The organism is Oricola cellulosilytica, assembly GCF_019966575.1.
Classification (GTDB): Bacteria; Pseudomonadota; Alphaproteobacteria; order Rhizobiales; family Rhizobiaceae; genus Oricola; species Oricola cellulosilytica.
In genome coordinates, this window is the sequence record NZ_JAINFK010000007.1 from 24316 (window position 1) to 49040 (window position 24725).

At 62.5% G+C, this 24725-nt stretch carries 20 protein-coding genes; 12 read left to right on the plus strand and 8 right to left on the minus strand.

Going from position 1 to position 24725, the window contains the following annotated elements; all coding sequences use genetic code 11:
- Positions 1-41: 41 nt before the first annotated feature.
- The 3 genes from LC298_RS15810 (at position 42) to LC298_RS15820 (ending at position 4572) form a co-directional block, all read left to right on the plus strand.
- A complete protein-coding gene (locus LC298_RS15810; protein WP_131571047.1) occupies positions 42-1124 on the plus strand; it encodes a 3-carboxy-cis,cis-muconate cycloisomerase in 1083 nt (360 codons plus the stop codon).
- Positions 1121-2299: a 4-hydroxybenzoate 3-monooxygenase gene (gene pobA / locus LC298_RS15815; protein WP_131571044.1), complete on the plus strand. Its 1179-nt coding sequence runs from the start codon at positions 1121-1123 to the stop codon at positions 2297-2299. The genes LC298_RS15810 and pobA overlap by 4 nt, the downstream gene beginning before the upstream one ends.
- Before the next feature lie 293 nt (positions 2300-2592).
- Positions 2593-4572 (plus strand): methyl-accepting chemotaxis protein, encoded by a 1980-nt coding sequence (locus LC298_RS15820; protein WP_131571041.1) that lies wholly within the window; start codon positions 2593-2595, stop codon positions 4570-4572.
- 110 nt (positions 4573-4682) lie between these two features.
- Here the strand turns inward: LC298_RS15820 and betA are convergent, their stop codons facing one another.
- Genes betA through betI form a run of 3 tightly spaced genes read right to left on the minus strand, consistent with a single transcriptional unit; the run spans position 4683 to position 8452 of the window.
- A complete protein-coding gene (gene betA, locus LC298_RS15825; RefSeq protein WP_131571036.1) occupies positions 4683-6344 on the minus strand; it encodes a choline dehydrogenase in 1662 nt (553 codons plus the stop codon).
- A gap of 16 nt (positions 6345-6360) precedes the next feature.
- Positions 6361-7824, minus strand: a complete 1464-nt coding sequence (gene betB, locus LC298_RS15830) for a betaine-aldehyde dehydrogenase (protein WP_131571033.1) — start codon at positions 7822-7824, stop codon at positions 6361-6363.
- Positions 7825-7852: 28 nt separating this feature from the next.
- Positions 7853-8452 (minus strand): choline-binding transcriptional repressor BetI, encoded by a 600-nt coding sequence (gene betI, locus LC298_RS15835; protein ID WP_131571030.1) that lies wholly within the window; start codon positions 8450-8452, stop codon positions 7853-7855.
- A gap of 115 nt (positions 8453-8567) precedes the next feature.
- Between betI and LC298_RS15840 the strand changes: the two genes are divergently transcribed.
- From LC298_RS15840 to choV, 3 genes are all read left to right on the plus strand, one after another.
- Positions 8568-9500, plus strand: a complete 933-nt coding sequence (locus tag LC298_RS15840) for a choline ABC transporter substrate-binding protein (protein ID WP_131571027.1) — start codon at positions 8568-8570, stop codon at positions 9498-9500.
- A 97-nt stretch (positions 9501-9597) separates the two neighbouring features.
- Positions 9598-10437, plus strand: a complete 840-nt coding sequence (gene choW / locus LC298_RS15845; RefSeq protein ID WP_131571024.1) for a choline ABC transporter permease subunit — start codon at positions 9598-9600, stop codon at positions 10435-10437.
- Positions 10437-11471, plus strand: coding sequence for a choline ABC transporter ATP-binding protein (choV, locus tag LC298_RS15850; RefSeq protein ID WP_131571021.1), 1035 nt, complete (start codon positions 10437-10439; stop codon positions 11469-11471). The genes choW and choV overlap by 1 nt, the downstream gene beginning before the upstream one ends.
- Before the next feature lie 6 nt (positions 11472-11477).
- On the opposite strand, the gene LC298_RS15855 is transcribed toward choV, so the two are convergent.
- The 5 genes from LC298_RS15855 to LC298_RS15875 form a co-directional block, all read right to left on the minus strand.
- On the minus strand, positions 11478-12479 hold the full coding sequence (locus LC298_RS15855) for a dipeptide ABC transporter ATP-binding protein (protein ID WP_131571018.1): 1002 nt from the start codon (positions 12477-12479) through the stop codon (positions 11478-11480).
- Positions 12476-13483: an ABC transporter ATP-binding protein gene (locus LC298_RS15860; RefSeq protein WP_131571015.1), complete on the minus strand. Its 1008-nt coding sequence runs from the start codon at positions 13481-13483 to the stop codon at positions 12476-12478. Before LC298_RS15860 ends, LC298_RS15855 begins: the two co-directional genes overlap by 4 nt.
- Positions 13484-13487: 4 nt before the next feature.
- Positions 13488-14354, minus strand: coding sequence for an ABC transporter permease subunit (locus LC298_RS15865; RefSeq protein WP_131571187.1), 867 nt, complete (start codon positions 14352-14354; stop codon positions 13488-13490).
- Between the two features lie 78 nt (positions 14355-14432).
- A complete protein-coding gene (locus LC298_RS15870; protein ID WP_131571011.1) occupies positions 14433-15437 on the minus strand; it encodes an ABC transporter permease subunit in 1005 nt (334 codons plus the stop codon).
- Between the two features lie 111 nt (positions 15438-15548).
- On the minus strand, positions 15549-17147 hold the full coding sequence (locus LC298_RS15875) for an ABC transporter substrate-binding protein (protein WP_131571008.1): 1599 nt from the start codon (positions 17145-17147) through the stop codon (positions 15549-15551).
- 393 nt (positions 17148-17540) lie between these two features.
- On the opposite strand from LC298_RS15875, the gene LC298_RS15880 reads away from it, so the two are divergent.
- The 6 genes from LC298_RS15880 (at position 17541) to LC298_RS15905 (ending at position 24712) form a co-directional block, all read left to right on the plus strand.
- A complete protein-coding gene (locus tag LC298_RS15880; protein ID WP_131571006.1) occupies positions 17541-18140 on the plus strand; it encodes a TorD/DmsD family molecular chaperone in 600 nt (199 codons plus the stop codon).
- An 88-nt stretch (positions 18141-18228) separates the two neighbouring features.
- Positions 18229-18426: a twin-arginine translocation signal domain-containing protein gene (locus tag LC298_RS15885; protein WP_131571003.1), complete on the plus strand. Its 198-nt coding sequence runs from the start codon at positions 18229-18231 to the stop codon at positions 18424-18426.
- A 53-nt stretch (positions 18427-18479) separates the two neighbouring features.
- Positions 18480-21398: a formate dehydrogenase subunit alpha gene (locus tag LC298_RS15890; protein WP_131571000.1), complete on the plus strand. Its 2919-nt coding sequence runs from the start codon at positions 18480-18482 to the stop codon at positions 21396-21398.
- Positions 21399-21414: 16 nt separating this feature from the next.
- The gene (fdh3B, locus tag LC298_RS15895; RefSeq protein WP_131570997.1) at positions 21415-22011 is read left to right on the plus strand and encodes a formate dehydrogenase FDH3 subunit beta; all 597 of its coding nucleotides are present in this window, start codon (positions 21415-21417) and stop codon (positions 22009-22011) included.
- A 141-nt stretch (positions 22012-22152) separates the two neighbouring features.
- Positions 22153-23328 (plus strand): formate dehydrogenase subunit gamma, encoded by a 1176-nt coding sequence (locus tag LC298_RS15900; protein ID WP_131570994.1) that lies wholly within the window; start codon positions 22153-22155, stop codon positions 23326-23328.
- A 19-nt stretch (positions 23329-23347) separates the two neighbouring features.
- Positions 23348-24712, plus strand: coding sequence for a c-type cytochrome (locus LC298_RS15905; RefSeq protein WP_131571184.1), 1365 nt, complete (start codon positions 23348-23350; stop codon positions 24710-24712).
- Positions 24713-24725 lie beyond the last annotated feature (13 nt).

Below are 24725 nucleotides of genomic sequence, written 5' to 3' on the forward strand. Positions count from 1 at the left end.
ATCGCCTGTGCTCCCATTTGGCGAAGGGGCTAGTCCAGCAGATGTCCTATACGCCATTCAATGCGCCGATCCTCTCGGGCCTGCTGGGGGATGCCGAACTCACGCCGTTCTTCTCGGTGCGAGAGGACATCAATGCGATGGTCCGCTTCGAGAGCGCATGCGCTCTGTGCGAGGGGCGGCATGGCTTGATTCCGGAGGACGCAGCAACGGCGATTTTTGCGGCCTGCAAGACGTTTGCTCCTGACCTGCGCTCGATCGGCGAAGCAACTGCGCGCGACGGGGTCGCGGTTCCCGAGCTTGTCCGGCAGCTACGCGAGCATGTGGGTGAACCGCATGCCGGGTACGTCCACTACCGTGCCACGAGCCAGGATGTGGTCGACACGAGTTTCGTGCTCCGCATGGAGGACGCGATCGCCGTGATCGAGGACCGCCTGAAACTGGTCGATACTGCGCTCCATGGGCTTGAGAAGAAAAACCTCGGCCGCAGCCTCATGGCCCGGACACGGATGCAGCCGGCTTTGCCCATTGCTGCGGAAGACCGCATCCGCGCATGGAGAGCGCCGATCACCGGGCATCTGGCCACGCTCGATGATGTGAAGACCCGCTTGCTCGTGGTGCAGTTCGGAGGGCCGGTCGGCACATTGTCGGGTCCGAGTAACGACAATGCGGCGTTCGCGAGCGACCTTGCTGCGGAGCTCGGGCTCGGCAGGCGCGACACCTGCTGGCACACCGACCGTAGTTCCATCGTTGCATTTGCCAACTGGTTGTCACTGGTGACCGGGTCCCTTGGAAAGTTCGGTCGGGACATTGCCCTGATGGCACAGAGCGGCGCCAATGACATCACGCTGGCGGGCGGCGGCGTCTCCTCGGCGATGCCGCACAAGCAAAACCCGGTGAAGGCCGAGGTTCTGGTGTCGCTGGCGCACTTCAACGCGGTTCAGGTGTCGGGGATGCATCATGCGATGGTGCACGAGCAGGAACGCTCGGGGGCGGCATGGACGCTGGAATGGATGCTGATGCCGCCAATGGTGGTCGCAACCGGTGCGGCGTTGCGGAACTCCCGGTCATTGATCGACGACATAGAGCAGATCGGCGGTGCAGCCGTGAGCGACGGTTCGCAATGACGAAGCGACGCACCCAGGTCTGCATTATCGGGTCGGGCCCGTCCGGGCTGCTGCTTGGACAACTCCTGAACGGTATCGGCATCGAGGCGATCATTCTCGATCGTGTCAGCAAGGACTACATCCTCGGCAGGGTGCGGGCAGGCGTGCTCGAACCGGGGACCGTCGCCTTACTGGATCAAGCCGGAGTGGGAAAACGCCTGCATTCCGAAGGGCTTGTCCACGATGGTTTCGACATTGCTTTCGATGGCACCTTACACAATGTCAGCCTGAAGGAACTGACCGGCAAGAGCGTCACGGTCTACGGCCAGACGGAAGTGACCCGTGATCTCTTCGATGCGCGGGAGGCCTGCGGTCAGATCAGCATCCATGGCGTAGAGGATGTGCGGCCGACCGATTTCGGCGGAGCCACTCCCCATGTAACCTTCCTGAAGGACGGGGTTTCCCACCGGATCGATTGCGACTTCATCGCGGGATGCGACGGTTTCCATGGCGTTTCCCGTCATGCCGTGCCGGATGAGGCGATCCGCACGTTCGAGAAGCTCTATCCGTTCGGGTGGCTCGGGATTCTGGCCGACGTACCTCCCGTTCGGCATGAACTCGTGTATGCCAATCATCCGCGCGGCTTTGCGCTTTGCTCCATGCGCTCATGCGACCGCAGCCGCTATTACGTTCAGTGCTCGCTGGAGGACAGGGTAGAAAGCTGGTCCGACGATCGCTTCTGGGACGAGTTGCGGCGCCGCCTTCCCGATAGCGTCGCCGAGGCTGTCACGACCGGGCCGTCATTCGAAAAATCGATCGCGCCCCTTCGCTCATTCGTGTGCGAACCCATGCGTTTCGGGCGTCTGTTTCTTGTCGGCGACGCCGCCCACATCGTGCCGCCGACCGGCGCGAAAGGACTCAATCTCGCGGCGAGCGACGTTCATTATCTGTTTGAGGGGTTGCGCGAGTTCTATGCCGAGGGGTCGAGCGGCGCTCTGGACGCCTACTCGATGCGGGCTCTGGACCGGGTGTGGAAGGCCGTCCGGTTCTCCTGGTGGATGACGATCATGTTGCACCGGTTTCCGGAAACCAGCGAATTCGACCAGCGCATCCAGGAAGCCGAGCTTCATTACGTCATGGAATCGCCGGCCGGACGCGCGTCGCTGGCGGAGAACTACGTGGGACTGCCTTTCTGAAACTGCCTTCCCAAAACCAACCTATTTGACCTTGGGTTATAGCAAGATTTGGTAGTGCTGCTTAACCCTGTCTTATACTTTCAAATCTTAGCTGGCAGGTGAAGATACCAGGGCTGTGCGCCCGGTATATTTACCGACATGACGTCGTTTCCCCTTTGTTGCGTGTCCAACAATAACGACGGCCTCATGCTTTCACTTTTCTTTTCATTACTGTCCACGCGAACGGATTCGGCCTTGGGGGGCCGGAGAGGCCTCCGTCGCGCGTGGCGCAATGTTCCAACTGGAGGGGCTCGATGAATCTCTTTTCGCGATTTAGCCTGGTACGTGTGGTTACCGCGTCTACGGCGCTGATGCTCACACTCGCGCTGCTGACGGTATCGGCGGCAGTCTACATGATCATCTCGGCGCGGATCGCGGACGAGGCAGTCGCCCGCCAGGACGCAAGCCTTCGCGTCGCGGCGACCATTGTTGAGCGCGACATTCCGGGAACGGAAGTGACATGGGATGCCGACGGCAACGTCCAGAAGATCGTGATGGAGTCAATTCCAACGGCCTTCGAGCAGCACGACATGATCGACACGATCGGCCGTATGACAGGCGAGACCGCGACGGTTTTTGCTTGGGAAGAAGAGTCGAGGGACTTCTGGCGGCGCACCACCAACATCATCAAGCCGGACGGCAATCGCGCCGTCGGCACGCAGCTTGGCCAGAACGGCGCCGTCTACCCGGTCCTGACCGCCGGCAAGACCTTCCGCGGCGAAGCGGTGATCCTGGGCACGCCCTACTTCACCATTTACGAGCCGATCTATTCGCCGGCCGGCAAGATCATCGGCATACTCTATGCCGGCGTTGAGAAGTCCGTCATCACCGCCCTCGCAAAGGACATGACCACCGCCCTGGAGATCGCTTCGCTGCTGGTGCTCGTCGCCTCCGTGATCGGCATGGCGCTGCTGTCGCGGTCGATCCTGCGCCCGATCCCGCAATTGACGGAAACCGCGCAGCGCCTCGCCGACGGGGATGTCGAGCTTGAGGTGCCCCATACCGAGGCCCGCAACGAGATCGGCGGCCTGGCACGTGCGCTCGAAGTGTTCCGCGAGAACGCTCTCGCCAAGGCGGAGATCGAGCGCGAGGCCGAGGAAGCCCGCTCGATGACCGAGTCCGAGCGCCAGGATCGCGAGACCTCGCGCCGGGAGCGCGAGGAGCGCACCAACGCGGCCGTAACGGCGCTGGGCGAAGGTCTGCGCAAGCTGTCGGCGGGCGATCTGGCGGTCCAGATCGACACGCCCTTCATGGAGGGGCTGGATTCGCTGCGCACCGACTTCAATGCGTCGGTCGAGCACCTTCGCAAGGCGCTGAGCGACGTTCGCGACACGTCGGAAGCGATCGAGGGCGGTTCGGCGGAAATGCGCAGCGCGATCGACGAATTGTCGCGCCGTACCGAGCAGCAGGCCGCTTCGCTCGAGGAGACATCCGCCGCGATCGAGGAGATCACCGCGACGGTCACCAGTGCCGCCGAACGGGCGCGCGAGGCGAGCTCGAAGGTCGGTGCAACCAAGACCGACACCGAAGCCTCAAGCCAGATCGTCACCGACGCGGTTGCCGCGATGGGACAGATCGAGAAGGCTTCCTCGGAGATCGCCAAGATCATCGCGGTGATCGACGAGATCGCCTTCCAGACCAACCTGCTGGCGCTGAATGCCGGCGTCGAGGCGGCGCGCGCCGGGGAAGCCGGCAAGGGCTTTGCGGTTGTCGCGCAGGAAGTGCGCGAACTGGCGCAGCGCTCCGCCAACGCGGCAAAGGAGATCAAGGAACTGATCACCAAGTCGACGAACGAGGTCTCGGTCGGTGTGGAACTCGTCAACAAGACGGGCGAGGCGCTGCGCGGCATCTCCGAGAAGGTCATCGACGTGAACGAGAACATCCAGTCGATCGCCAAGGCCGCTTCCGAGCAGTCGACAGGCCTGAAGGAAATCTCGGTCGCGATAACACAGCTCGATGAGGTCACCCAGCGCAACGCCGCAATGGTCGAGGAAACCAATGCGCTCACCCACCGCCTCGGGGATGACTCGACCGGCCTGCAGACGCTGGTCGCCAAATTCTCGATGGGCGAGCGGACTACGCAGAAAATGAGCGCGCCGGCAGTTCGTGCCGCGGAGGGCAAGACCGACAAGCCGGTGTCGTCACCCGCACGGGCGATGGTCGGAAATGTCGCCCGCGCATTCGGCGGCAACACGGCCCTCGCGGCCAACAACGACGAGTGGGAAGACTTCTAGAAAACCGATTTCGTTACGCCACAGCACCACGGCGGAAAGCGGCCGGACAGGGGGAAACGCCGGTCCGGCCGTCTCTTTTTCCGAGGTAGGGGATCGGCGCCCTGGACGCCTCAGCGATCGGAGTCGCGCCAGCGCGGATTGATCCACGGTTCGGCGTTCTCGGGTGGCAGCGGCGTGCGGCCGAGAATGTGATCCGATGCCTTTTCGCCGACCATGATCGAAGGGCCGTTGAGATTGCCGTTGGTGATCCGCGGGAAGACCGAACTGTCGGCGAGGCGTAGACCCTCCACGCCGATCACCCGGCATTGCGGGTCGACCACGGCCATCGGGTCATCGGTGCGTCCCATCCGGGCCGTGCCGCACGGGTGGTAGGCGCTTTCCACATGAGCGCGGATGAAGTCGTTCAGCTCGTCGTCCGACTGGACGGTCGCGCCGGGCTGAATTTCCTTGCCGCGGTATTCGTCGAAGGCCTGCTGCCCGAAGATTTCCCGCGTCAGGCGGATGCAGTGGCGGAAATCGGCCCAGTCCTGCTCGTGGCTCATGTAATTGAACCGGATGGCCGGCGCCTCACGGGGATCGGCCGACTTCAGCGTGACCGAACCGCGCGAGGGCGAGCGCATTGGACCGACATGTGCCTGGAAGCCGTGGCCCTCGGCCGCTGCCTGTCCGTCGTAGCGCACGGCGATCGGGAGGAAATGATACTGGATGTCCGGATATTCGACGCCCGCCTTCGAACGCAGGAAGGCGGCACTCTCGAACTGGTTGGAGGCGCCGGGGCCGGTCTTGGTGAACAGCCACCTTGCGCCCACCCATGCCTTGCCGAACAGGTTCCAGTATTTGTAGAGCGTGATCGGCTTGATGCAGGCCTGCTGGATATAGAGTTCGAGATGATCCTGCAGGTTCTGGCCGACGCCGGGCCTGTCGGCGACGACGCCGATGCCGTGTTCCGCCAGATGCGGGGCAGGGCCGATCCCCGACAGCATCAGCAGTTGCGGGGTGTTGATCGAGGACGCGGCGATGACGACCTCGCGACGCGCCTGGACGATTTCCGTCCTGCCGCCGCGCTCGATCTCGACGCCGGTGGCGCGGTTTTCCTCGAACACGATGCGGTTGGCGAGCGCGCGCACGAGCCGGCAATTGTCGCGCTTCAGCGCCGGCTTGAGGTAGGCATTGGCAGTGGACCAGCGGCGGCCTTTCCAGACCGTTTGCTCCATCGGCCCGAATCCTTCCTGCTTCTCGCCGTTGTAGTCCGGGGTGAGCTCGAATCCGGCCTGCCCGCCGGCTTTCACGAAGGTGTCGAACAGAGGGTTTTCCCGCGTGCCGCGCGACACGTGAAGGGGCCCGTTTCTGCCGCGCCAGTCGGGATCGCCCCCGTGACCGCCCGAATGCCAGTTCTCCATGCGCTTGAAATACGGAAGCACGTCGGCGTAGGCCCAGCCCGCGGCGCCTTCGTCGGACCAGTGGTCGTAGTCACGGGCGTGACCGCGTACATAGACCATGCCGTTGATCGAGGAGGAGCCGCCGATCACCCGGCCGCGCGGACAGGCGAGTTGTCGTCCGTCGAGATGCGGCTCGGGTTCCGACTGGTAGCCCCAGTCGTAGCGCCTCATGTTCATCGGGTAGGAGAGGGCGCCCGGCATCTGAATGAAGGGTCCCGCATCGGTTCCACCCGCCTCGAGCACGATAACCGAGTGCCGGCCGTCTTCCGAGAGCCGGTAGGCCATGGCCGATCCGGCCGAACCCGATCCGATGATGATGAAATCGGCTTCCAAGGCGTGTTCCATTCTCTCAGTAGGGGCTGTCGACCGGGCCGAGCCCGACATAGACGCTCTTCACCTGGCTATAGCTGTCAATCGCAGCGGCCGCGTTTTCGCGGCCGAAGCCGGACGCCTTGACGCCGCCGAACGGCATGCCGGCGGGCGTCAGATTATAGGCGTTGATCCAGCAGGTTCCGGCCTGAAGGCGCGTTACGGCGCGATGTGCACGTGTTATGTCGCGCGTGAACACGCCGGCAGCGAGCCCGAACTCGGTGGCGTTCGCGCGGTCGATCACCTCGTCCTCGCTGTCGAAGTCGAGCACGGACATCACCGGTCCGAATATCTCCTCGCGGGCGATCGTCATGTCGTCGGTCACGCCGGAAAAGACGGTCGGCTCGATGAAACAACCGTCTTCGAAGCCTTGGATGTTCGGGACATTTCCGCCGATCTCGAGCGTTGCACCCTCCGTCCGTCCGGTCTCGATATAACCCATCACCTTGTCGCGCTGCGCCGATGAGACCAGCGGTCCCATCTGAACCGCCTCGTCCATCGGGTCGCCTATCACGATGGCGCGGGTGCGTTCGACCAGCCGCTCGACAAATTTATCGCGGATGCCGCGCTCGACGAAAACGCGTGTGCCGTTGGAGCATATCTGGCCGCTGGAATAGAAGTTGCCCAGCATCGCCCCGCCGATGGCGTCCTCGATGTCTGCGTCGCCGAAGACGATGAGCGGTGACTTCCCGCCGAGTTCCATCGTGACATGCCGCAATCCTTCGGCAGCGCCGGCATAGACCTTCCGGCCCGTGGGAACCGAGCCCGTGAGCGACACTTTGGCGACGCGCGGATCGGAAATGAGCTTGCCGCCGACGTCGCCGAGTCCCTGAATAACGTTGAACAGGCCAGCGGGGGCGCCCGCCTCCACGAGGATTTCCGCGAGCCTGAGCGCAGAGAGCGGCGTCATCTCCGAAGGCTTGAAGACCATGGCGTTACCGCAGGCAAGCGCCGGGGCGGCCTTCCAACTGGCAATCTGAATCGGATAGTTCCAGGCACCGATGCCGACGCAGACGCCGAGCGGTTCGCGGCGCGTATAGGCGAAGTCGCGGCCGAACTCCTTCGCCTCGCCGGAAATCGCGTCGGCCAGGCTGCCGAAATATTCAAGCGCGTCAGCGCCGGATGCGGCGTCGGCAACGAGCGTCTCCTGAAGGGGCTTGCCGGTATCGAAGGTCTCCAGTTCGGAAAGTTCGCGGTTGCGTTCGCGCATGATGTCCGCGGCGCGCCGAAGCACCCGTCCGCGTTCTACGCCAGCCAATGCTGCCCATTCACGTTGAGCTTCGACCGCGCTCGCAATCGCCTTCTCGATGATTGCATCGGTTGCGCCGTGCAGGGTGGCGATGGTCTCTCCCGTTGCCGGATAGAGCGTCGGGATCGGCGCTCCTTCCGGGTCATCCAAAGGTTTTCCGGCGACAAAATGACTCGCTGCGACTTCGACACGCATTGGCTTGATTGATTCCTGCTGTTTGTCCTCAGGCCGCGGCCCGCTGACGTTCCCGTATCAAGGTGAGGTCCAGATAGTCGAAGACCATTGCCCGGGTGACTGCTTCGCTCTGGGCTTTGCCCGGCAGGGCGTGGCGCAGATAAATGCCATCAATCAGCGCGCCAAGTCCGGCCGCGATCCTTTCGGCCGCTGGCTTGTTCACCAGTTTGACGAGACAGGAGACAAGATTGGTGTGCAGGCGCTTGCGGTAGATGCGGAGCAGCCGTGCGACGTCCGGAGAAGTTTGCGCCTGAACATAGAACAAGAGCCAAGCAGCGATAATATCGGGATCAAACTGCTCGTCGGAGAAACAAGCATTGATGATCGCGTCCAGGCGCTCACGGGGTGTGTCTGCGGTGGCCAGCCTGACGCGCGCTTCTTCCCCGAACAGGGTCAGGATCTGCCGCATTGCCGCAAGAAATATGCGGTCCTTCGACCCGAAATAATGGTGGGCCAGCGCCGATGACATGCCGGCGCGGCCGGCGATCTGGCTAACCGTCACATCAAGCGAACCGGTACGTCCGATTTCACGGATCGTCGCGTCAATCAACGCCGTCCGGCGTATCGGTTCCATGCCGTATTTGGGCATCGCCTCACATCAAAAAGCGCTTCAACGGTTGCATTTCCGAAAATATCGTTTTTTATTGACCCGTCAATCAAGAAAAAATCCGCGATTGGACGGATTACCGAACGGGAGTGACGGTATGACCTTTTTCAAGACCACCTTGACCAGCCTGGCCGCGCTCGCCGCGAGCACTGGTATTGCCTTTGCACAATGCGAAGAAGTGACCTTCTCGGACGTCGGCTGGACCGATATCACGGCGACGACCGCGGCAACCAAGACTGTACTGGAAGCGCTCGGCTATGAAGTCGACGTGAAGGTTCTGTCGGTGCCGGTGACATACGCCTCGATGAAGTCGGGCGATGTAGACGTGTTTCTCGGCAATTGGATGCCGACCATGGAAGGCGATATCGCTCCATACCGCGAGGATGGCAGCGTCGTCACTGTTCGCGAGAACCTCGAAGGCGCGAAATATACGCTGGCGGTCAACAAGGCGGCCGCCGATCTCGGCATTGCCGATTTTGCCGACATCGCCAAACACAAGGACGCGCTGGACGGCAAGATCTACGGCATCGAGCCCGGGAATGACGGCAACCGGCTGATCATCGACATGATCGAGTCCGACGCGTTCGGCCTGAAGGGCTTCGAAGTGGCGGAAAGTTCGGAGCAGGGCATGCTGGCGCAGGTCGACCGCGCGTCGAAGCGCGACGAGCCGATCGTCTTCCTGGGTTGGGAACCCCATCCGATGAACGCCAATTTCGAAATGAGCTACCTCACCGGTGGCGATGATTATTTCGGTCCGGATCTGGGCGGCGCGACGGTCTATACCAACACCCGCGCCGGCTTTGCCGAAGAATGCCCGAACGTCGGCGCGCTTCTCGGCAATCTCAAGTTCACGCTCGAGATGGAAAACGAGATCATGGGCGCGATCCTCAACGACGGCACTGATCAGGACGAGGCCGCCGCGGCCTGGCTCAAGGCCAATCCCGGTGTTCTCGATACGTGGCTCGATGGCGTGACCACCATCGACGGCGGGGACGCTATGGCTGCCGTCAAAGCCGACCTGGGTCTTTGATGACCGATTTGACGCCCCGGGCTCTTGCCCGGGGCGTATCGAGCGTCGGGGCGCGATACCCCTCATCTCCACGCCGCATATCTGAAGGATACCGGGCATGGATTGGCTGACCGACTCAAAAATTCCCGTTGGGCAGAGCGCCAAGGCGGTGTTCGAGTGGCTCCAGACCCATGCCGGGTGGTTTTTCGACGGCCTCGCCGCCGCCATGGAAATGCTGATCGAGGCGCTGCTCTGGATCATGCAGACGCCCCATCCGCTGGTGGTCGTCGCGGCGATTGTGGCGATCACTTACGGTCTCCAGCGCAACTGGAAGACCGCCGCCTTCGTTCTGGTCGGATTTCTGTTCATCCTCAACCAGGGCTACTGGGAGGAGACGACCGAGAGCCTGACGCTGGTGCTATCGGCTTGCGTCGTTTGCATGGCCGTCGGAGTTCCGATCGGCATCGCCTCCGCGCACCGGCCGAGACTCTATCAATTCATGCGGCCGGTTCTCGACCTCATGCAGACCTTGCCGACTTTCGTCTATCTCATTCCGGCAATTGTGTTTTTTGGCATCGGGATGGTGCCTGGCCTGATCGCGACCGTGATTTTCGTCCTGCCCGCGCCCATCCGCCTTACCCACCTCGGCGTTTCCTCGACGCCGCAGCCCTTGCTCGAGGCGGCAGACGCCTTCGGCGCGACGCCGACCCAGAAGCTGTGGCGGGTGGAACTGCCGTCGGCGCTTCCGCAGATCATGACCGGCCTGAACCAGACGATCATGCTGTCGCTGTCGATGGTGGTCATCGCGGCGCTTGTCGGGGCCGATGGCCTAGGCGTGCCGGTGGTCCGCGCATTGAACTCGGTCAACACGGCGCTGGGCTTCGAAAGTGGCTTCATCATCGTCGTCGTCGCCATCATGCTGGACCGCATGTTGCGAATCGAGCAGGGGAGCAAGTGATGGGCGACGCGGTCATCTTCGACAAGGTTTCCATCGTCTTCGGCCGCTCGCCGGAAGATGCCCTGCCGTTGATGGACGAGGGCAAGGACCGCGCGGAAATCCAGCAGAAGACCGATCAGATTCTCGGCGTTCACGACTGCGATCTGAAAGTCCGGTCCGGCGAGATACTTGTGCTTATGGGGCTTTCCGGATCTGGCAAGTCGACGCTTCTGCGCGCCGTCAACGGCCTGAACCACGTCGTCCGGGGCAGGGTCCTGGTCGATGGCGGCGACGCCATGGTCGACATCACAAATGCCGATGCGGCGACGCTGCGTTCGATACGGCGCAAACGCGTCTCCATGGTTTTCCAGCAATTCGGTCTGCTGCCGTGGCGGAACGTTCTGGACAATGTCGCATTCGGTCTTGAGCTGTCCGGTGCTCCACATGCCGAGCGGGAAAAAAAGGCGCGCGCGCAACTGGACATGGTCGGCCTGACCGACTGGGCCGGCCACAAGGTGTCGGAGCTGTCCGGGGGCATGCAGCAGCGCGTCGGGCTGGCGCGGGCGTTTGCCACAGAGGCGCCGATCCTCCTCATGGACGAACCGTTCTCGGCGCTTGATCCGCTGATCAGGACGAGGCTGCAGGACGAGTTGGTGGATCTTCAGAAAAACCTGAAGCGCACGATCATCTTCGTCAGCCACGATCTCGACGAGGCATTCAAGATCGGCGACCGCATCGCGATCATGGAAGGCGGGCGGATCGTGCAGTGCGGAACGCCGCAGGAGATCATTCGCAATCCAGCCAACGACTATGTCGCCGATTTCGTCGCGCATATGAACCCGCTGGGAGTGCTGTGTGCCGAAGACGTGATGCAGGATGGCCAGGCGCCCGAAGGCGCGCCCAAGGTCGAGCACGACACGAGCGTCGCCGAGATCATGGATCTTTGTCTCGAGAGCGGCGGCTCGCTTCAGGTCATGCGCGATGGCGCGCCCGTCGGCGTGATCACGGCACGCAGTATCCTGAGCGGCGTTGCCGGCAATCAGAAGGTGGCGTGAAGCGCGCTACTCGTTGCCGTCCCGCTCGACCGGAAAAAAACAGGCATGCGACTGCGGCCCGTCGGGCATCAGCGGCGGCTCCTCGCGGATGCACTTTTCCTGCGCCTTCCAGCAGCGCGGATTGAAGCTGCATCCGGCGGGCGGGTTGAGCGGGGAGGGCAGTTCGCCCGTCAGCGCGATACGCTTCTTCTCGCGCCCCGGATCGGCGACCGGGGTCGCCGACAGAAGCGCCGCCGTATAGGGATGGCGCGGAGAATTGAAGACAACCTCGGAGGGTCCGAATTCGACCGGCTTGCCGAGATACATCACCATGATCTCGTCGGCGAGATGCCGCACCACCGAAAGGTCGTGGCTGATGAACAGATAGGCCAGCCCGAGCTCTTCCTGCAGATCCATCAGGATGTTGAGCACCTGCGCCTGAATGGAGACGTCGAGCGCGGAAACCGGCTCGTCGAGCACGAGGATCTTCGGGTTCAGCATCAGCGCCCGGGCGATGGCGATGCGCTGGCGCTGGCCGCCGGAGAACATGTGCGGATAGCGTTCGTAATGCTCGCTGCGCAGGCCGACCCGCTCCATCATGGCGATGGCCTTGTCCTTGCGGACGGATGCGGTGTCGCGCGTGTTGATCTTCAGCGGCTCCTCCAGGATCGCGCCGATCTTCTGGCGCGGGTTGAGCGAGCCATAGGGGTTCTGGAAGACGATCTGTATCTTGCGGCGCAATTCCGCAGTGGAAGCGGTCACCGGCTCGCCGTCGATCAGCAACGTGCCGGAGGTCGGCTTCTCGATCATCGTCACGAGCCGGGCGAGGGTCGATTTTCCGCAGCCGGACTCGCCGACCACCGCCAGCGTCCTGCCGGTCTGCAGCCTGAAGCTCACACCGTCCAGCGCCCTGACGATTCCGGCCTGGCTGAAGAGCCCGCCGGATATGTCGTAGTAGCGGCGCAGATCGCGGGCCTCGACCACCGTTTCGCCGGCGTCGGCAACCTTCTCCAGGACCGGCGCGCTCATCGGGCACTCTCCAATTCCGGCACGCCGGGATGGCCGGTCGGCACACCCTCCTTCAGCGGGTAGTTGCACAGCGCGTATCCGAATTCCGGACCCTGGCGCTCGACCGTCTGCCGGCAGAGATCGGTGGCGAACCGGCAGCGGGGCGAGAACAGGCAACCGGCCGGCCGGTCTCCCTGACCGGGCACGACGCCGGGGATCGAAGGCAGCCGGCCATGGCGGGTTGCGCGCTCGGGAAGGGCCGAGAGAAGCGCTTGCGTGTAGGGATGATGCGGGTCGTCGAAGAGTTCGCGCACGCGCTGTTCCTCGACCTTTTGCCCCGCATACTGGACCTGCACCCGCTCGGCGGTTTCCGCCACGACTCCCATGTCATGGGTGATCAGGATGAGGCCCATGTCGTTCTTCTTCTGGAGACCGATCAGCAGATCGAGAATCTGCGCCTGAATGGTGACGTCGAGCGCGGTGGTCGGCTCGTCGGCGATCAGCAGTTTCGGGTTGCAGGCGAGCGCCATTGCGATCATCACGCGCTGACTCATCCCGCCTGACAATTGGTGCGGAAACTGGGAGAGGCGTTTTTCGGGGGCCGGGATGCCGACCAGCTTCAGCAGCTCGATCGAGCGTTCGCGGCGCTCGGCGCGGCCCATGCCGAGATGCACCCGCAGGGTTTCGCCGATCTGGAAGCCGACCGTGAAACAGGGATTGAGGCTCGACATCGGCTCCTGAAAGATCATCGCGATATCGCGGCCGATGATTTCGCGGCGCTGCCGGTCCGACATCGACAGAATGTCCCTTCCGTCGAAGCGCATCGTGTCGGCGGTCACCGTGGCGGTCCACGGCAGCAACCCCATCAGGGCCAGCATCGAGACGGATTTGCCCGAACCGGATTCGCCCACGATCGACAGGATTTCGCCCCGGTCGCAGACGAGCGACACCTCGTCCACCGCCCTGAACTCCCCGCCGGAGGTGGCGAACGTGACGGACAGGTTTTCGATTTCGAGGAGGGCCATCGGATCAGCTCTGCTTGAGTTTCGGGTCGAGCGCGTCACGCAGGCCGTCGCCCATCAGGTTGATGGCGAGCACGGTGACCAGAATGGCGAGGCCCGGGAACGTGACCACCCACGGTGCGCGCAGGATGAATTCCCGCGCCTCGGCCAGCATCGTGCCCCATTCCGGTGTCGGCGGCTGGGCGCCCATGCCGAGGAAGCCAAGCGCTGCGGCGTCGAGAATGGCGTTGGAGAAGGCCAGCGTCGCCTGCACGATCAGCGGCGCCAGGCAATTCGGCAGGATGGTCACGAACATCAGTCGCAGCTTGCTGGCCCCGGCGACCCGCGCCGAAATGACGTATTCGCGGTTGCGCTCGGAAAGAACCGAGGCCCGCGTCAGCCGCACGAAATGCGGCTGGAGGATGAGCGCGATGGCTATCATCGCATTCATGAGGCCAGGCCCGAGGATCGCCACAAGCACGAGTGCCAGGAGCAGCGAGGGAAATGCCAGGATAACATCCATCACACGCATGATGGCGGTGTCGATCCAGCCGCCGAAGAAACCGGCAATGAGACCGACCACTACGCCGACGGTGACTGAAAGCGTCACGACGACGACGCCGATGAACAGAGAAAACCGGGCGCCGTAGATCAGCCGCGAGAGGATGTCACGGCCGACTGCATCCGTGCCGAGCGCATAGGTCCATGAACCACCGTCGGCCCAGATCGGTGGGAGGAGCAGCGCGTCGCGGTTCTGCAGCGTCGGGCTGTGTGGCGCCAGAAGAGGCGCGAGAACGGCAATGAGGACCACGATCGTGAAAATGGCCAGACCGATCACGGCTCCGCGGTTCTGGCGGAAGTAGAACCAGAACTCCCTGAGCATGGCGCCACGCATCGCCCAGGCGGTCGTGGGGCCTGCGGGCTTGGTTCCTGCTGCTGCTTCTTGCGCTTCGATATGAACCACTGGATTGCCTTACTTTCGGATGCGCGGGTTGATGAGGCCGTAAAGAACGTCGACAAGCAGGTTGACGATCATGATGAGGCTGGCAATCAGCAGCAGTCCGCCCTGGACCACTGCGTAATCGCGCTTGAACACCGAATCGACCATCCACTTGCCGATGCCCGGCCAGGAGAAGATGGTTTCGGTGAGGATGGCGCCGGCAAGCAGGACGCCGACTTGCAGGCCGATGGTCGTCACCACCGGAATAAGGGCGTTTCTAAGGGCGTGAAGGCCGATTACCCGGCGCGGTGCGAGGCCCTTCGAACGCGCCGTGCGCACATAGTCTTCGCCCAACACTTCCAGCATCGCGGAGCGCGTCTGCCGGGCAATCACGGCAAGCGGGATGGTGGCGAGCACGACCGTAGGCAGGATCAAATGGCTGACGGCCGACTTGAAGGCCCCGGCCTGGCCAGAAAGAAGACTGTCGATCAGCATGAAACCCGTGACCGGCTCGAAATAATAGAGAAGCGAGATGCGCCCGGACACCGGCGTCCAGCCGAGCGTGCCGGAAAAGAAGATTATCAGCAGCAGCCCCCACCAGAAGATCGGCATGGAATAACCGGTAAGCGCTGCTCCCATAATGGTCTGGTCGAGCCATGAGCCGCGCTTGACGGCAGCCAGAACGCCAGCCGGTATTCCGATGCCGACCGCCAGGATGATGGCGCAGAGCGAAAGCTCGATCGTTGCCGGGAATAGCGTGAAAAACTCCTCAAGCACCGGCCTCTTGGTAACGATGGACTGCCCGAAATCACCTTGGAGGATGCCCCAGGCATAGTCGAAATACTGGACAAGGTATGGACGGTCGAACCCGTATACCGCCTGCAACTCCTGATACCGCTCGGCGCTCATTCCGCGCTCACCTGCGAGCAGCATGATGGGGTCGCCCGGCAGCAGGCGGATAAATGCGAAGGCCACAATGGAGACGCCGATGAACGTCGGGATCAGAAGGGCGACACGGTAAAGGAAAAAACGAAGCATCAGCTGGGCGATCTGCTTTCCGGGACGGTCAGAGGATCAGGCAATTGCCGGTAGCAATACCATAAAAAAACTGCCCGGGTCAGAAACCCGGGCAGTTGTCTTCCGCAAGAATTATTCGGCGATGTCGACGCCCTCGAAATTGTGACCGCCCAGCGGGTCCATCACGTAGCCTTCGACATTGTCGCGCATCGGCATGAAGACCACCGAGTGAGCGATGGTGGCCCATGGCGCCTCGCGCTTGAAGACCTCCTGCGCCTGCTTGTAGAGCGCGGCACGTTCTTCCTGTTCGCCGCTCTTGGCCTTCATGACGAGATCGTTGAACTCGTCGTTGCACCACTGCGCGCGGTTGGAGCCTCCCACAGCATCACAGCCGAGCAGCACCGCGAGGAAGTTGTCCGGATCGCCGTTGTCGCCGGTCCACCCGAGCAGCACCGCGCCGTCGCGATCCGTTGCCTTCGAACGCTCGAGATACTCGCCCCACTCGTAGGAGACGATCTCGACGTCCACGCCGATCTTGGCGAAGTCTTCCTGGATCAGTTCGGCCATGCGGCGGGCGTTCGGGTTGTACGGACGCTGAACCGGCATTGCCCAGACCTTCATCGACAGGTCGCTCACGCCGGCTTCCTCGAGCATCTTCTTGGCTGCTTCCGGATCGTACGGATCGTCCTCAATGGTGTCGTCGTAGGACCACATGGTCGGCGGGATCGGGTTCTTCGCCGCCTGACCGGCGCCCTGGAAGACCGCATCGAGAATAGCCTGCTTGTTGATCGCCATGTTGAGGGCCTTGCGGACCTCCGGCTTGTCGAAGGGCGCCTGCTGGGTGTTGTAGGCCAGATAGCCGACGTTCAGGCCTTCCTGCTGCATGACCTCAACGCCGTCCGCACTCTTCAGCGACTCCACGTCGGCCGGATTCGGATAAGGCATGACGTGGCACTCACCCGCCATCAGCTTTTGCTGGCGCACGGAGGCGTCGGTCGTGATCGCGAACACCAGATCATCGATCGCCTGCTTTCCTGCGTAATAGTCCGGGTGCGCCTTGTAGCGGATCACGGCGTCCGGCTGGTAGGCGACGAACTGGAATGGGCCAGTGCCGATCGGCTTCTGGTTCAGGTCGGACTCGTTGCCCGCTTCGGCCAGCTGATCGGCGTATTCCTTCGAGAAAATCGACGCGAAGTCCATGCCGAGATTGGCGACGAACGGAGCCTCCGGACGGCTCAGAACGAACTTTACCGTCATGTCGTCCACCTTCTCGATCGATTCGATCAGGTCAGGCATCGACATGCCGTTGAAATACTCCCAGCTCGCGCCTTCGACATAGGCGTTATAAGCGTTCTCGCTGTCCATCTGGCGCTCGAACGAGAAGATCACGTCGTCGGCGTTCAGGTCGCGCGTCGGGGTGAAATAGTCGGTCGAATGAAACTTGACGCCCGGACGAAGCTTGAAGGTGTACTCCAGACCGTCGTCCGACACTTCCCAGCTTTCGGCGAGATCCGGCACGACGTTCGTGGTGCCGGGCTCGAACTGTACGAGGCCGCTGTAGATCGGCTTCGATGAAGCGTCGAATGTCGTGCCTGCGGTATAGAGCGCCGGGTCGAAACCCTCAGGCGATCCCTCCGAGCAGTAGACCAACGTCTTAGCGTTTGCCGCCGCGGCGAATCCCATGCTCAGTACCGTTGCGGCGAGCAACGTCTTCACGATTCTCTTAGTCATGATTGCTCCTCTTTCATCATGATATGCCCACCAGCCTCAATCTCCCGATCGGCTCGAATGAACCCGGCTGGGGCAATCCCGCACGAATTGCGGGGGAAGAACGCAAAAAATCGCAAAACGCGTTGTTTGGCAACGTGATTCTGCCGTGCCGCTAGGGCAGGGGAAGCGACTTTCTGCGGATGGGGCGGGCTTGCCGGAGGGAGCGGCGGCCATTTTATCCACCAACTTTATAATACCTTAGTCGCATAGCTGCGGCGGGTCGAGCCGCGAACCCCCCGTGGATGGGCTTCTCGGCGAAAATCGGCCCTGATTACCTTCCGCGGCGCAACATGGAAAACTGTTGTCATTCAAGGGAGTTGGTGCTTCATTTTGGAGGTGGAGGAAGCAAAGAGTTTGAGCCAGAATCAAACCGTCAAGACGATCGCGGAAGCCGATCTCCTCAGAGCGAATGTGTACCGACTGCTGGCCAGGGCATTGTCCGCGCCGGCAGACGAGCAATTCCTCGGGGTGCTGCGCGGCATGTCAGGTGACGGCACCGATCTCGGAACGGCGTTCGACGCGCTTCGCGGCGCGGCGTCTGCGGCGACTGTTGCCGACGCCCAGGATGAGTATCAGGATCTCTTTATCGGCATCGGCCGCGGCGAGCTTGTTCCCTACGGGTCCTACTACCTCACCGGCTTCCTGAACGAGAAACCGCTTGCCAGGCTGCGCAACGACATGGCGCCGCTCGGAATCGCCCGGGCAGAAGACCGCAAGGAGCCGGAGGATCACGCCGGCGCGCTGTGCGAGATGATGGCGGGGCTGATCGACGGCTCTTTCGCCGGCCCCGCTTCTCTTGCGACGCAGAAGGATTTTTTTACCAAGCATCTGGGTTCATGGATGCCGCACTTCTTCCGCGATCTGGAAAAGGCGAAGAATGCGAAACTGTTGAAGCCGATCGGTTCTATCGGCCGCATATTCATGGAGATCGAGGACGCTGCATTCGAAATGTAGCGTGCTGATTCACTGCCGTGACCGGTGAAGGCGCCCGGCCGGTTAGAGTGAAGATTGAGAGAGCGGGCGCCATGGAAGGAGAAGCAGGATGACGGCCAAGGTCGACGAGACGAAAACCGATCGTCGCGGCTTTCTGAAGATTGCCGGGCTCGGCACTGTGACGGGTGGCGTGGCGCTTGTTGCGGGCAAGCAGGCTGAGGCGACCGAACTGGCGGTCGATGAAGCCGCATCGGGGTATTCCGAAACCGATCACGTGAAGTCATTTTACAAGACCGCGCGTTTCTGACGCCGGTTGCATGAAAGGTCGCATCGACATGCGACGACACAACGGAGACGAAAATGCTTAGAAAGAAGGCAAATGGGGTTGCGAGAGGCCCCCGGTTGTCATCTGCGCTTTCGGAGCTGGGAAATCAGGCGGTTGACCGCCGGACTTTTCTGAAACGCTCAGGTCTCGCCATTGGCGGGGCGGCGGCGATTTCATCCCTGTCGGGTGGAATGGTCCGCAGGGCCGAAGCTGCGGGAGCCGCCGGCGCCGGAAACATTGAGATCAAGAAGTCGGTTTGCACCCACTGTTCCGTCGGCTGCACCGTTATCGCGGAAGTTTCCAACGGCGTCTGGATCGGCCAGGAGCCGGGTTTCGATTCTCCGTTCAATCTCGGAGCGCATTGCGCCAAGGGCGCATCGGTGCGCGAGCACGCCCATGGCGAACGCCGCCTCAAGTACCCGATGAAGCTCGTCGGCGGAAAGTGGCAGCGGATCAGCTGGGACGAGGCGATCAACGAGGTCGGCGACAAGATGCTCGAGGTGCGCGAAACCTCGGGGCCTGATTCCGTCTACTGGCTGGGTTCGGCGAAGCATTCCAACGAGCAGGCCTATCTCATCCGCAAGCTGGCCGCCTATTGGGGCTCCAACAACGTCGACCACCAGGCGCGCATCTGTCACTCGACCACGGTCGCGGGTGTTGCCAACACCTGGGGTTACGGCGCGATGACGAACTCCTACAACGACATCCACAATTCGCGCGCGATCTTCCTGATCGGCGGCAACCCTGCCGAGGCGCATCCGGTGTCGCTGCTGCACCTATTGAAGGCGAAGGAGGAGAACAACGCGCCGCTGATCGTCTGCGACCCGCGCTTCACACGCACGGCGGCCCACGCCGACGAATATGTCCGGTTCCGGCCGGGCAGCGACGTTGCGCTCATCTGGGGCATCCTGCACCACATCTTCGCCAATGGCTGGGAAGACAAGGGGTTCATCAAGAGCCGTGTCTGGGGAATGGACCAGATTCGTGCCGAGGTGGCCGAGTGGACGCCGGAGAAGGTCGAGGACGTCACCGGCGTTCCGGGATCGCAGTTGAAGCGCGTTGCCCGCACGATGGCCGACAACCGGCCCGGCACCGTGATCTGGTGCATGGGCGGAACGCAGCACACCAACGGCAACAACAACACCCGCGCCTACTGCATCCTGCAGCTTGCGCTCGGCAACATGGGAACCGCCGGCGGCGGAACCAACATCTTCCGCGGCCATGACAACGTTCAGGGCGCCACCGACCTCGGCGTGCTCGCCGATACGCTTCCGGGCTATTACGGCCTGACGGCCGGCTCGTGGGCCCACTGGGCGCGCGTGTGGGAAGAAGACCTCGACTGGCTGAAGGGCCAGTTCGCGACGATGAAGGGCAAGGACGGCAAGAACAAGCCGATGATGAACGAGCGGGGCATTCCTGTCTCGCGCTGGATCGACGGCGTGCTCGAAGCCAAGGAAAACCTGGAACAGCCCGACAATACCCGCGTGATGGTGTTCTGGGGCCATGCGCCGAACTCGCAGACCCGCCTGCCGGAGATGCAGAAGGCGATGGGCATGCTCGACATGCTGGTCGTAATCGACCCGTATCCGACCATGTCCGCGGTGCTGCAGGACCGCACCGACGGCGTCTACCTCCTGCCGGCCTCGACCCAGTTCGAGACCTATGGCTCGGTGACGGCGTCGAACCGTTCGCTGCAGTGGCGTGAAAAGGTGGTGGAGCCGCTCTTCGAGTCGCTGCCCGACCACACGATCATGTACAAGTTTGCGGAAAAGTTCGGCTTTGCCGATCGCATGTTCCGCAACATCGCGGTCGAAAACGGCGAGCCTCTGGTGGAAGACCTGACGCGGGAGTTCAACCGCGGCATGTGGACCATCGGCTACACCGGCCAGTCGCCGGAACGCCTCAAGTCGCACATGGCCAACCAGCATACCTTCGACAAGACCACGCTTCGCGGCATTGGCGGAGAGCATGACGGGGAGTTCTACGGACTTCCGTGGCCGTGCTGGGGTACGGCGGAAATGGGGCACACGGGTTCGGCGAACCTGTATGATGTCTCCATTCCGGTGGCCGAGGGCGGCATGGGCTTCCGCGCCCGCTTCGGTGTCGAGCGCGACGGCGATAACCTTCTGGCCGAAGGTTCGTGGCCGGTCGGCTCGGAGATCGAGGACGGTTATCCCGAGTTCACCGTCGGCATGCTGCGCAGCCTCGGCTGGGATGGCGATCTGACCGACGAGGAAATGGCGGCCATCAAGAAGGTCGCCGGCTCCGACGAACAGGAGAAGATCGACAAGGTGAACTGGAAGGTCGACCTGTCAGGCGGCATCCAGCGCGTCGCGATCAAGCATGGCTGCGCGCCCTACGGCAACGCCAAGGCCCGTGCTGTCGTGTGGACCTTCCCGGATCCGGTGCCGATCCACCGCGAGCCGCTCTACACGCCGCGCCGCGATCTGGTGGCGGAATATCCGACTTACGAGGACAAGACCTTCTGGCGCGTGCCGACGGCGTACGCATCCATCCAGAAGAACGACTTCTCGAAGGATTTCCCGCTGATCATGACGTCCGGCCGGCTGGTCGAGTACGAGGGCGGAGGCGACGAGACGCGCTCCAACCCGTGGCTCGCCGAACTGCAGCAGGACATGTTCGTGGAGATCAACCCGATCGACGCGAACGACCTCGGAATCCGCGACAAGGAAGCCGTCTGGCTGCACAGTCCGGAAGGCGGAAAGATCAGGGTCAGTGCCATGGTCACCGAGCGTGTGGGCAGGGGAGTTGTGTTCACCCCGTTCCACTTCGGCGGTTATTTCCAAGGCAACGACCTGAGATCGAAATATCCCGACGGCGCCGATCCGTTTGTTCTCGGAGAGGCCTGTAACACCGCTCAAACCTACGGCTACGACTCGGTGACCCAGATGCAGGAAACCAAGACAACGCTGTGCCGCATCGAGCGGGCCTGATCAGGAGGAATAGAAAATGGCAAGAATGAAGTTCCTCTGCGACGCGGAACGCTGCATCGAGTGCAATGCCTGCGTCACCGCGTGCAAGAACGAGAATGAGGTTCCGTGGGGGGTCAACCGCCGGCGCGTCGTCACCATCAATGACGGCAAGCCGGGCGAGCGGTCGATCTCGGTCGCGTGCATGCACTGCTCCGACGCTCCGTGCGCAGCGGTGTGTCCCGTGGATTGCTTCTACACCACCGACGACGGTGTGGTGCTGCACTCCAAGGATCTGTGCATCGGCTGCGGCTACTGCTTCTATGCGTGTCCGTTCGGAGCGCCGCAGTATCCGCAGGCGTCGAATTTCGGATCGCGCGGCAAGATGGACAAGTGCACCTTCTGCGCCGGCGGACCGGAGGAAGACAACTCCGCAGCCGAGTTCCAGAAATACGGCCGCAACCGGCTCGCCGAGGGCAAGCTTCCGCTGTGTGCGGAAATGTGCTCGACCAAGGCTCTGTTGGCGGGCGACGGCGACGTCGTCTCGGCAATCTACCGCGAGCGCGTCGTCGCCCGTGGATTCGGTTCTGGTGCGTGGGGCTGGGGCACAGCCTATGACCAGAAAGTCGGGGGATAAGCGCTCGCCCTATTCCGGCAAGGCAAGACAAGCGGCCCGCGTGGCCGCTTGTCTTTCTGGTGCGCGCTTGGCGAACGCATGTTCCGCCGCGCGATCATTCCTTTTCTTCAGTTTCCCAGCACCCGTGAGGGAGATCTTTCCATGTCCCGCCTGAACGCCGTCCGCGACTTCAAGACCCGCGCCGCGTCACTGCTTCCGGTCCTTGCCTTGGCACTCCTTCTCGCCGGCTTTGCGCCTGCCGATGCGTTTGCGCAAAGCTCCGTGCGTCCGCCCGACACGGCGGTCTCCTCGGAAGCCGGGGGGCCGGTCGGCGGTTCCGTTCCCGGCGATGCGCTTGGCACGACCTCCGATGCCGAGGTCTGGAGGGCCGTACGGCAGGGCGTTTCCGGCACAGTGTCCATTCCCGACAGCAAGGCCGGCGTGCTGGTGCAGTCCGACGGTGAGGACTGGCGCCTCATGCGAAACGGACCGCTTTACGACTATCTCGGCCTCGCAATGATAGCCACGTTGATCCTGCTGGCGCTGTTTTTTGCGATCCGCGGCCGCATCCGTATCGAGCACGGTAAGGCCGGCGTGACGATCAAGCGGTTCTCACTCATCGAGCGCACGGCGCACTGGCTGATGGCACTCTCGTTCATCGTGCTGGCGTTGAGCGGCCTCAACATTTCCTTCGGGCGCGATCTGGTGATGCCGCTTATCGGTAAGGAGGCGTTTGGTCCGATGAGCGGCTTCCTCAAGTTCACGCACAATTACGTCGCCTTCGCCTTCCTGCTCGGATTGGCCGTGGCCTTCGTCTTGTGGGTCGTTCACAACATTCCCAACAGGCACGATCTCGTTTGGCTTGCCAAAGGTGGTGGCCTGTTCTCGAAGAACGTCCATCCGCCCTCCCGTAAATTCAATGCGGGCCAAAAGATCATCTTCTGGCTCGTAATGATCGGCGGCCTGTCTCTGGGGGTTTCCGGCTGGGCGCTGCTGTTCCCGTTCGAACATGCATTCTTCTCCGATACGTTCGCGGCGCTTTCCTCGATCGGCCTCGACGTTCCTGCCTGGCTCGGTCTGCCCGAGCCGCCTTATTCGGTCATCCAGGAGCAGCAGTACAACTCGCTCTGGCACGCCATCGTTGCTGTGGCCATGATCTGCCTGATCTTCGCTCACATCTACCTGGGCTCGGTCGGGATGGAAGGCGCATTCGATGCGATGGGCAATGGCGACGTCGACCTGAACTGGGCAAAAGAACACCATTCGATCTGGGTCGAGGAGACTTTGGACGAAGGTAAAGCGCCGAGGGGAACCACCCACGCGCAGCCGGCGGAATAGTCCGGCTGGTTTGAGCGCCATGCGCTTCGGATTGCTCGCGACCGTTCTGCTCCTGTCGGTGGCAACGCAGGCGACGGCCAACGATGTTGCGTGGCCCGAGCGGCTCGTCGGCCATGGGGGCCCGGTAAAGGCCGTCGCGGTCGCCTCCGATGGATCGACTGCGCTGACCGCCTCCTTCGATTATTCGGTCATCTACTGGAAACTGGATGGGGCATCTGGGCAAGTGGCGGCGCGGCTGATCGGTCACAATGCCGGCGTCAATGACGTTGCCTTCGTAACGGGCCAAGAAAAGGCCGTTTCAGTTGCCGATGATGGAGCGCTGGCAATATGGAACCTGAAGGACGGTACGCTTGATGCGCTGCTCGAGGATACGGGCGACAAGGTGATCGACGTCGCGGTCGACGAGGCGGGCCGATATGCGGCAGCGGCGAGATGGGACGGTACCGCCCGTATCTACGATATCGCGGCAATGCGCGAGACCGGGCGCGCGGAGGGGCATGACGGCAATGTCAACGCAGTCGCGTTTTCGCTCGACGGCGCGTCGCTCTTTACCGCATCATATGACGGGACGATCCGCAGTTGGCCGATTGCGGACGGCAGGATCACCGGGGAGGCGAGAGTCCTCCATTCCAACGGATGGGGCGTCAACGTTCTTGCGCCGTTGCCCGGCGCGTCGCTGTTGGCGTTTGGTTCGCTGGACGGGATGGTCGGGGTGATCGAACTGCAAAGCGGCCGGATGAGCGAACTCAAGAAAGCCGAACATCCGATCCTGTCGCTCGACGTTTCCAAGCGGGCAGGACTGCTTGCGGCAGGCACGGCCAATGGCGAGATTTTCGTCTTCGATATCGAGACCGGAACGATGGTCGAGGATTACCATGACAGTTACGGGCCGATCTGGGGTTTGTCATTCGTGCCCGAGGGGGACCGTCTCTACCGGGCGGGGCTGGATGATTTCGCGATCGGATGGCAGGTCGCCCCGCGCGAGCAATTCGAGAAGAACCAGTCGGAGTACCCGCGCCGTTTCGAGGCGCGCGATGTCAGCGATCCGGGCGAAGCAGAGTTCCTGCGCAAATGTTCGGTTTGCCATACATTGACGCCGGAGGACCAGAACCGGGCGGGACCGACGCTCTATGGCCTGTTCGGACGAAGGGCCGGAACGGTCGAGGGCTATGCCTATTCGGAAGCGCTTGTGCGATCTGATATCGTGTGGGATGCCGATACGGTGTCGCAGCTTTTCGATGACGGACCGGATGTGGTGACGCCGGGAACCAAGATGCCCGTGCAGCGTCTCAAGAGCGTAGAGCGTCGCGACGCGCTGGTGCGGTATCTGCGCGACGCAACGCGTCCAAAGTCCACCATCCCGCCGCCGGGCGAGCGCGGTTAGACCCATGATTCTG

Bases quoted from the DNA above. Each gene is read 5' to 3' on its own strand.
- LC298_RS15810 (WP_131571047.1), top strand. From the start codon at position 42: ATGTCCTATACGCCATTCAATGCGCCGATCCTCTCGGGCCTGCTGGGG.
- pobA (WP_131571044.1), top strand. From the start codon at position 1,121: ATGACGAAGCGACGCACCCAGGTCTGCATTATCGGGTCGGGCCCGTCC.
- LC298_RS15820 (WP_131571041.1), top strand. From the start codon at position 2,593: ATGAATCTCTTTTCGCGATTTAGCCTGGTACGTGTGGTTACCGCGTCT.
- betB (WP_131571033.1), bottom strand. From the start codon at position 7,824: ATGCGTGTCGAAGTCGCAGCGAGTCATTTTGTCGCCGGAAAACCTTTG.
- betI (WP_131571030.1), bottom strand. From the start codon at position 8,452: ATGCCCAAATACGGCATGGAACCGATACGCCGGACGGCGTTGATTGAC.
- LC298_RS15840 (WP_131571027.1), top strand. From the start codon at position 8,568: ATGACCTTTTTCAAGACCACCTTGACCAGCCTGGCCGCGCTCGCCGCG.
- choW (WP_131571024.1), top strand. From the start codon at position 9,598: ATGGATTGGCTGACCGACTCAAAAATTCCCGTTGGGCAGAGCGCCAAG.
- choV (WP_131571021.1), top strand. From the start codon at position 10,437: ATGGGCGACGCGGTCATCTTCGACAAGGTTTCCATCGTCTTCGGCCGC.
- LC298_RS15855 (WP_131571018.1), bottom strand. From the start codon at position 12,479: ATGAGCGCGCCGGTCCTGGAGAAGGTTGCCGACGCCGGCGAAACGGTG.
- LC298_RS15860 (WP_131571015.1), bottom strand. From the start codon at position 13,483: ATGGCCCTCCTCGAAATCGAAAACCTGTCCGTCACGTTCGCCACCTCC.
- LC298_RS15865 (WP_131571187.1), bottom strand. From the start codon at position 14,354: ATGCGTGGCGCCATGCTCAGGGAGTTCTGGTTCTACTTCCGCCAGAAC.
- LC298_RS15870 (WP_131571011.1), bottom strand. From the start codon at position 15,437: ATGCTTCGTTTTTTCCTTTACCGTGTCGCCCTTCTGATCCCGACGTTC.
- LC298_RS15875 (WP_131571008.1), bottom strand. From the start codon at position 17,147: ATGACTAAGAGAATCGTGAAGACGTTGCTCGCCGCAACGGTACTGAGC.
- LC298_RS15885 (WP_131571003.1), top strand. From the start codon at position 18,229: ATGACGGCCAAGGTCGACGAGACGAAAACCGATCGTCGCGGCTTTCTG.
- LC298_RS15890 (WP_131571000.1), top strand. From the start codon at position 18,480: ATGCTTAGAAAGAAGGCAAATGGGGTTGCGAGAGGCCCCCGGTTGTCA.
- fdh3B (WP_131570997.1), top strand. From the start codon at position 21,415: ATGGCAAGAATGAAGTTCCTCTGCGACGCGGAACGCTGCATCGAGTGC.
- LC298_RS15900 (WP_131570994.1), top strand. From the start codon at position 22,153: ATGTCCCGCCTGAACGCCGTCCGCGACTTCAAGACCCGCGCCGCGTCA.
- LC298_RS15905 (WP_131571184.1), top strand. From the start codon at position 23,348: ATGCGCTTCGGATTGCTCGCGACCGTTCTGCTCCTGTCGGTGGCAACG.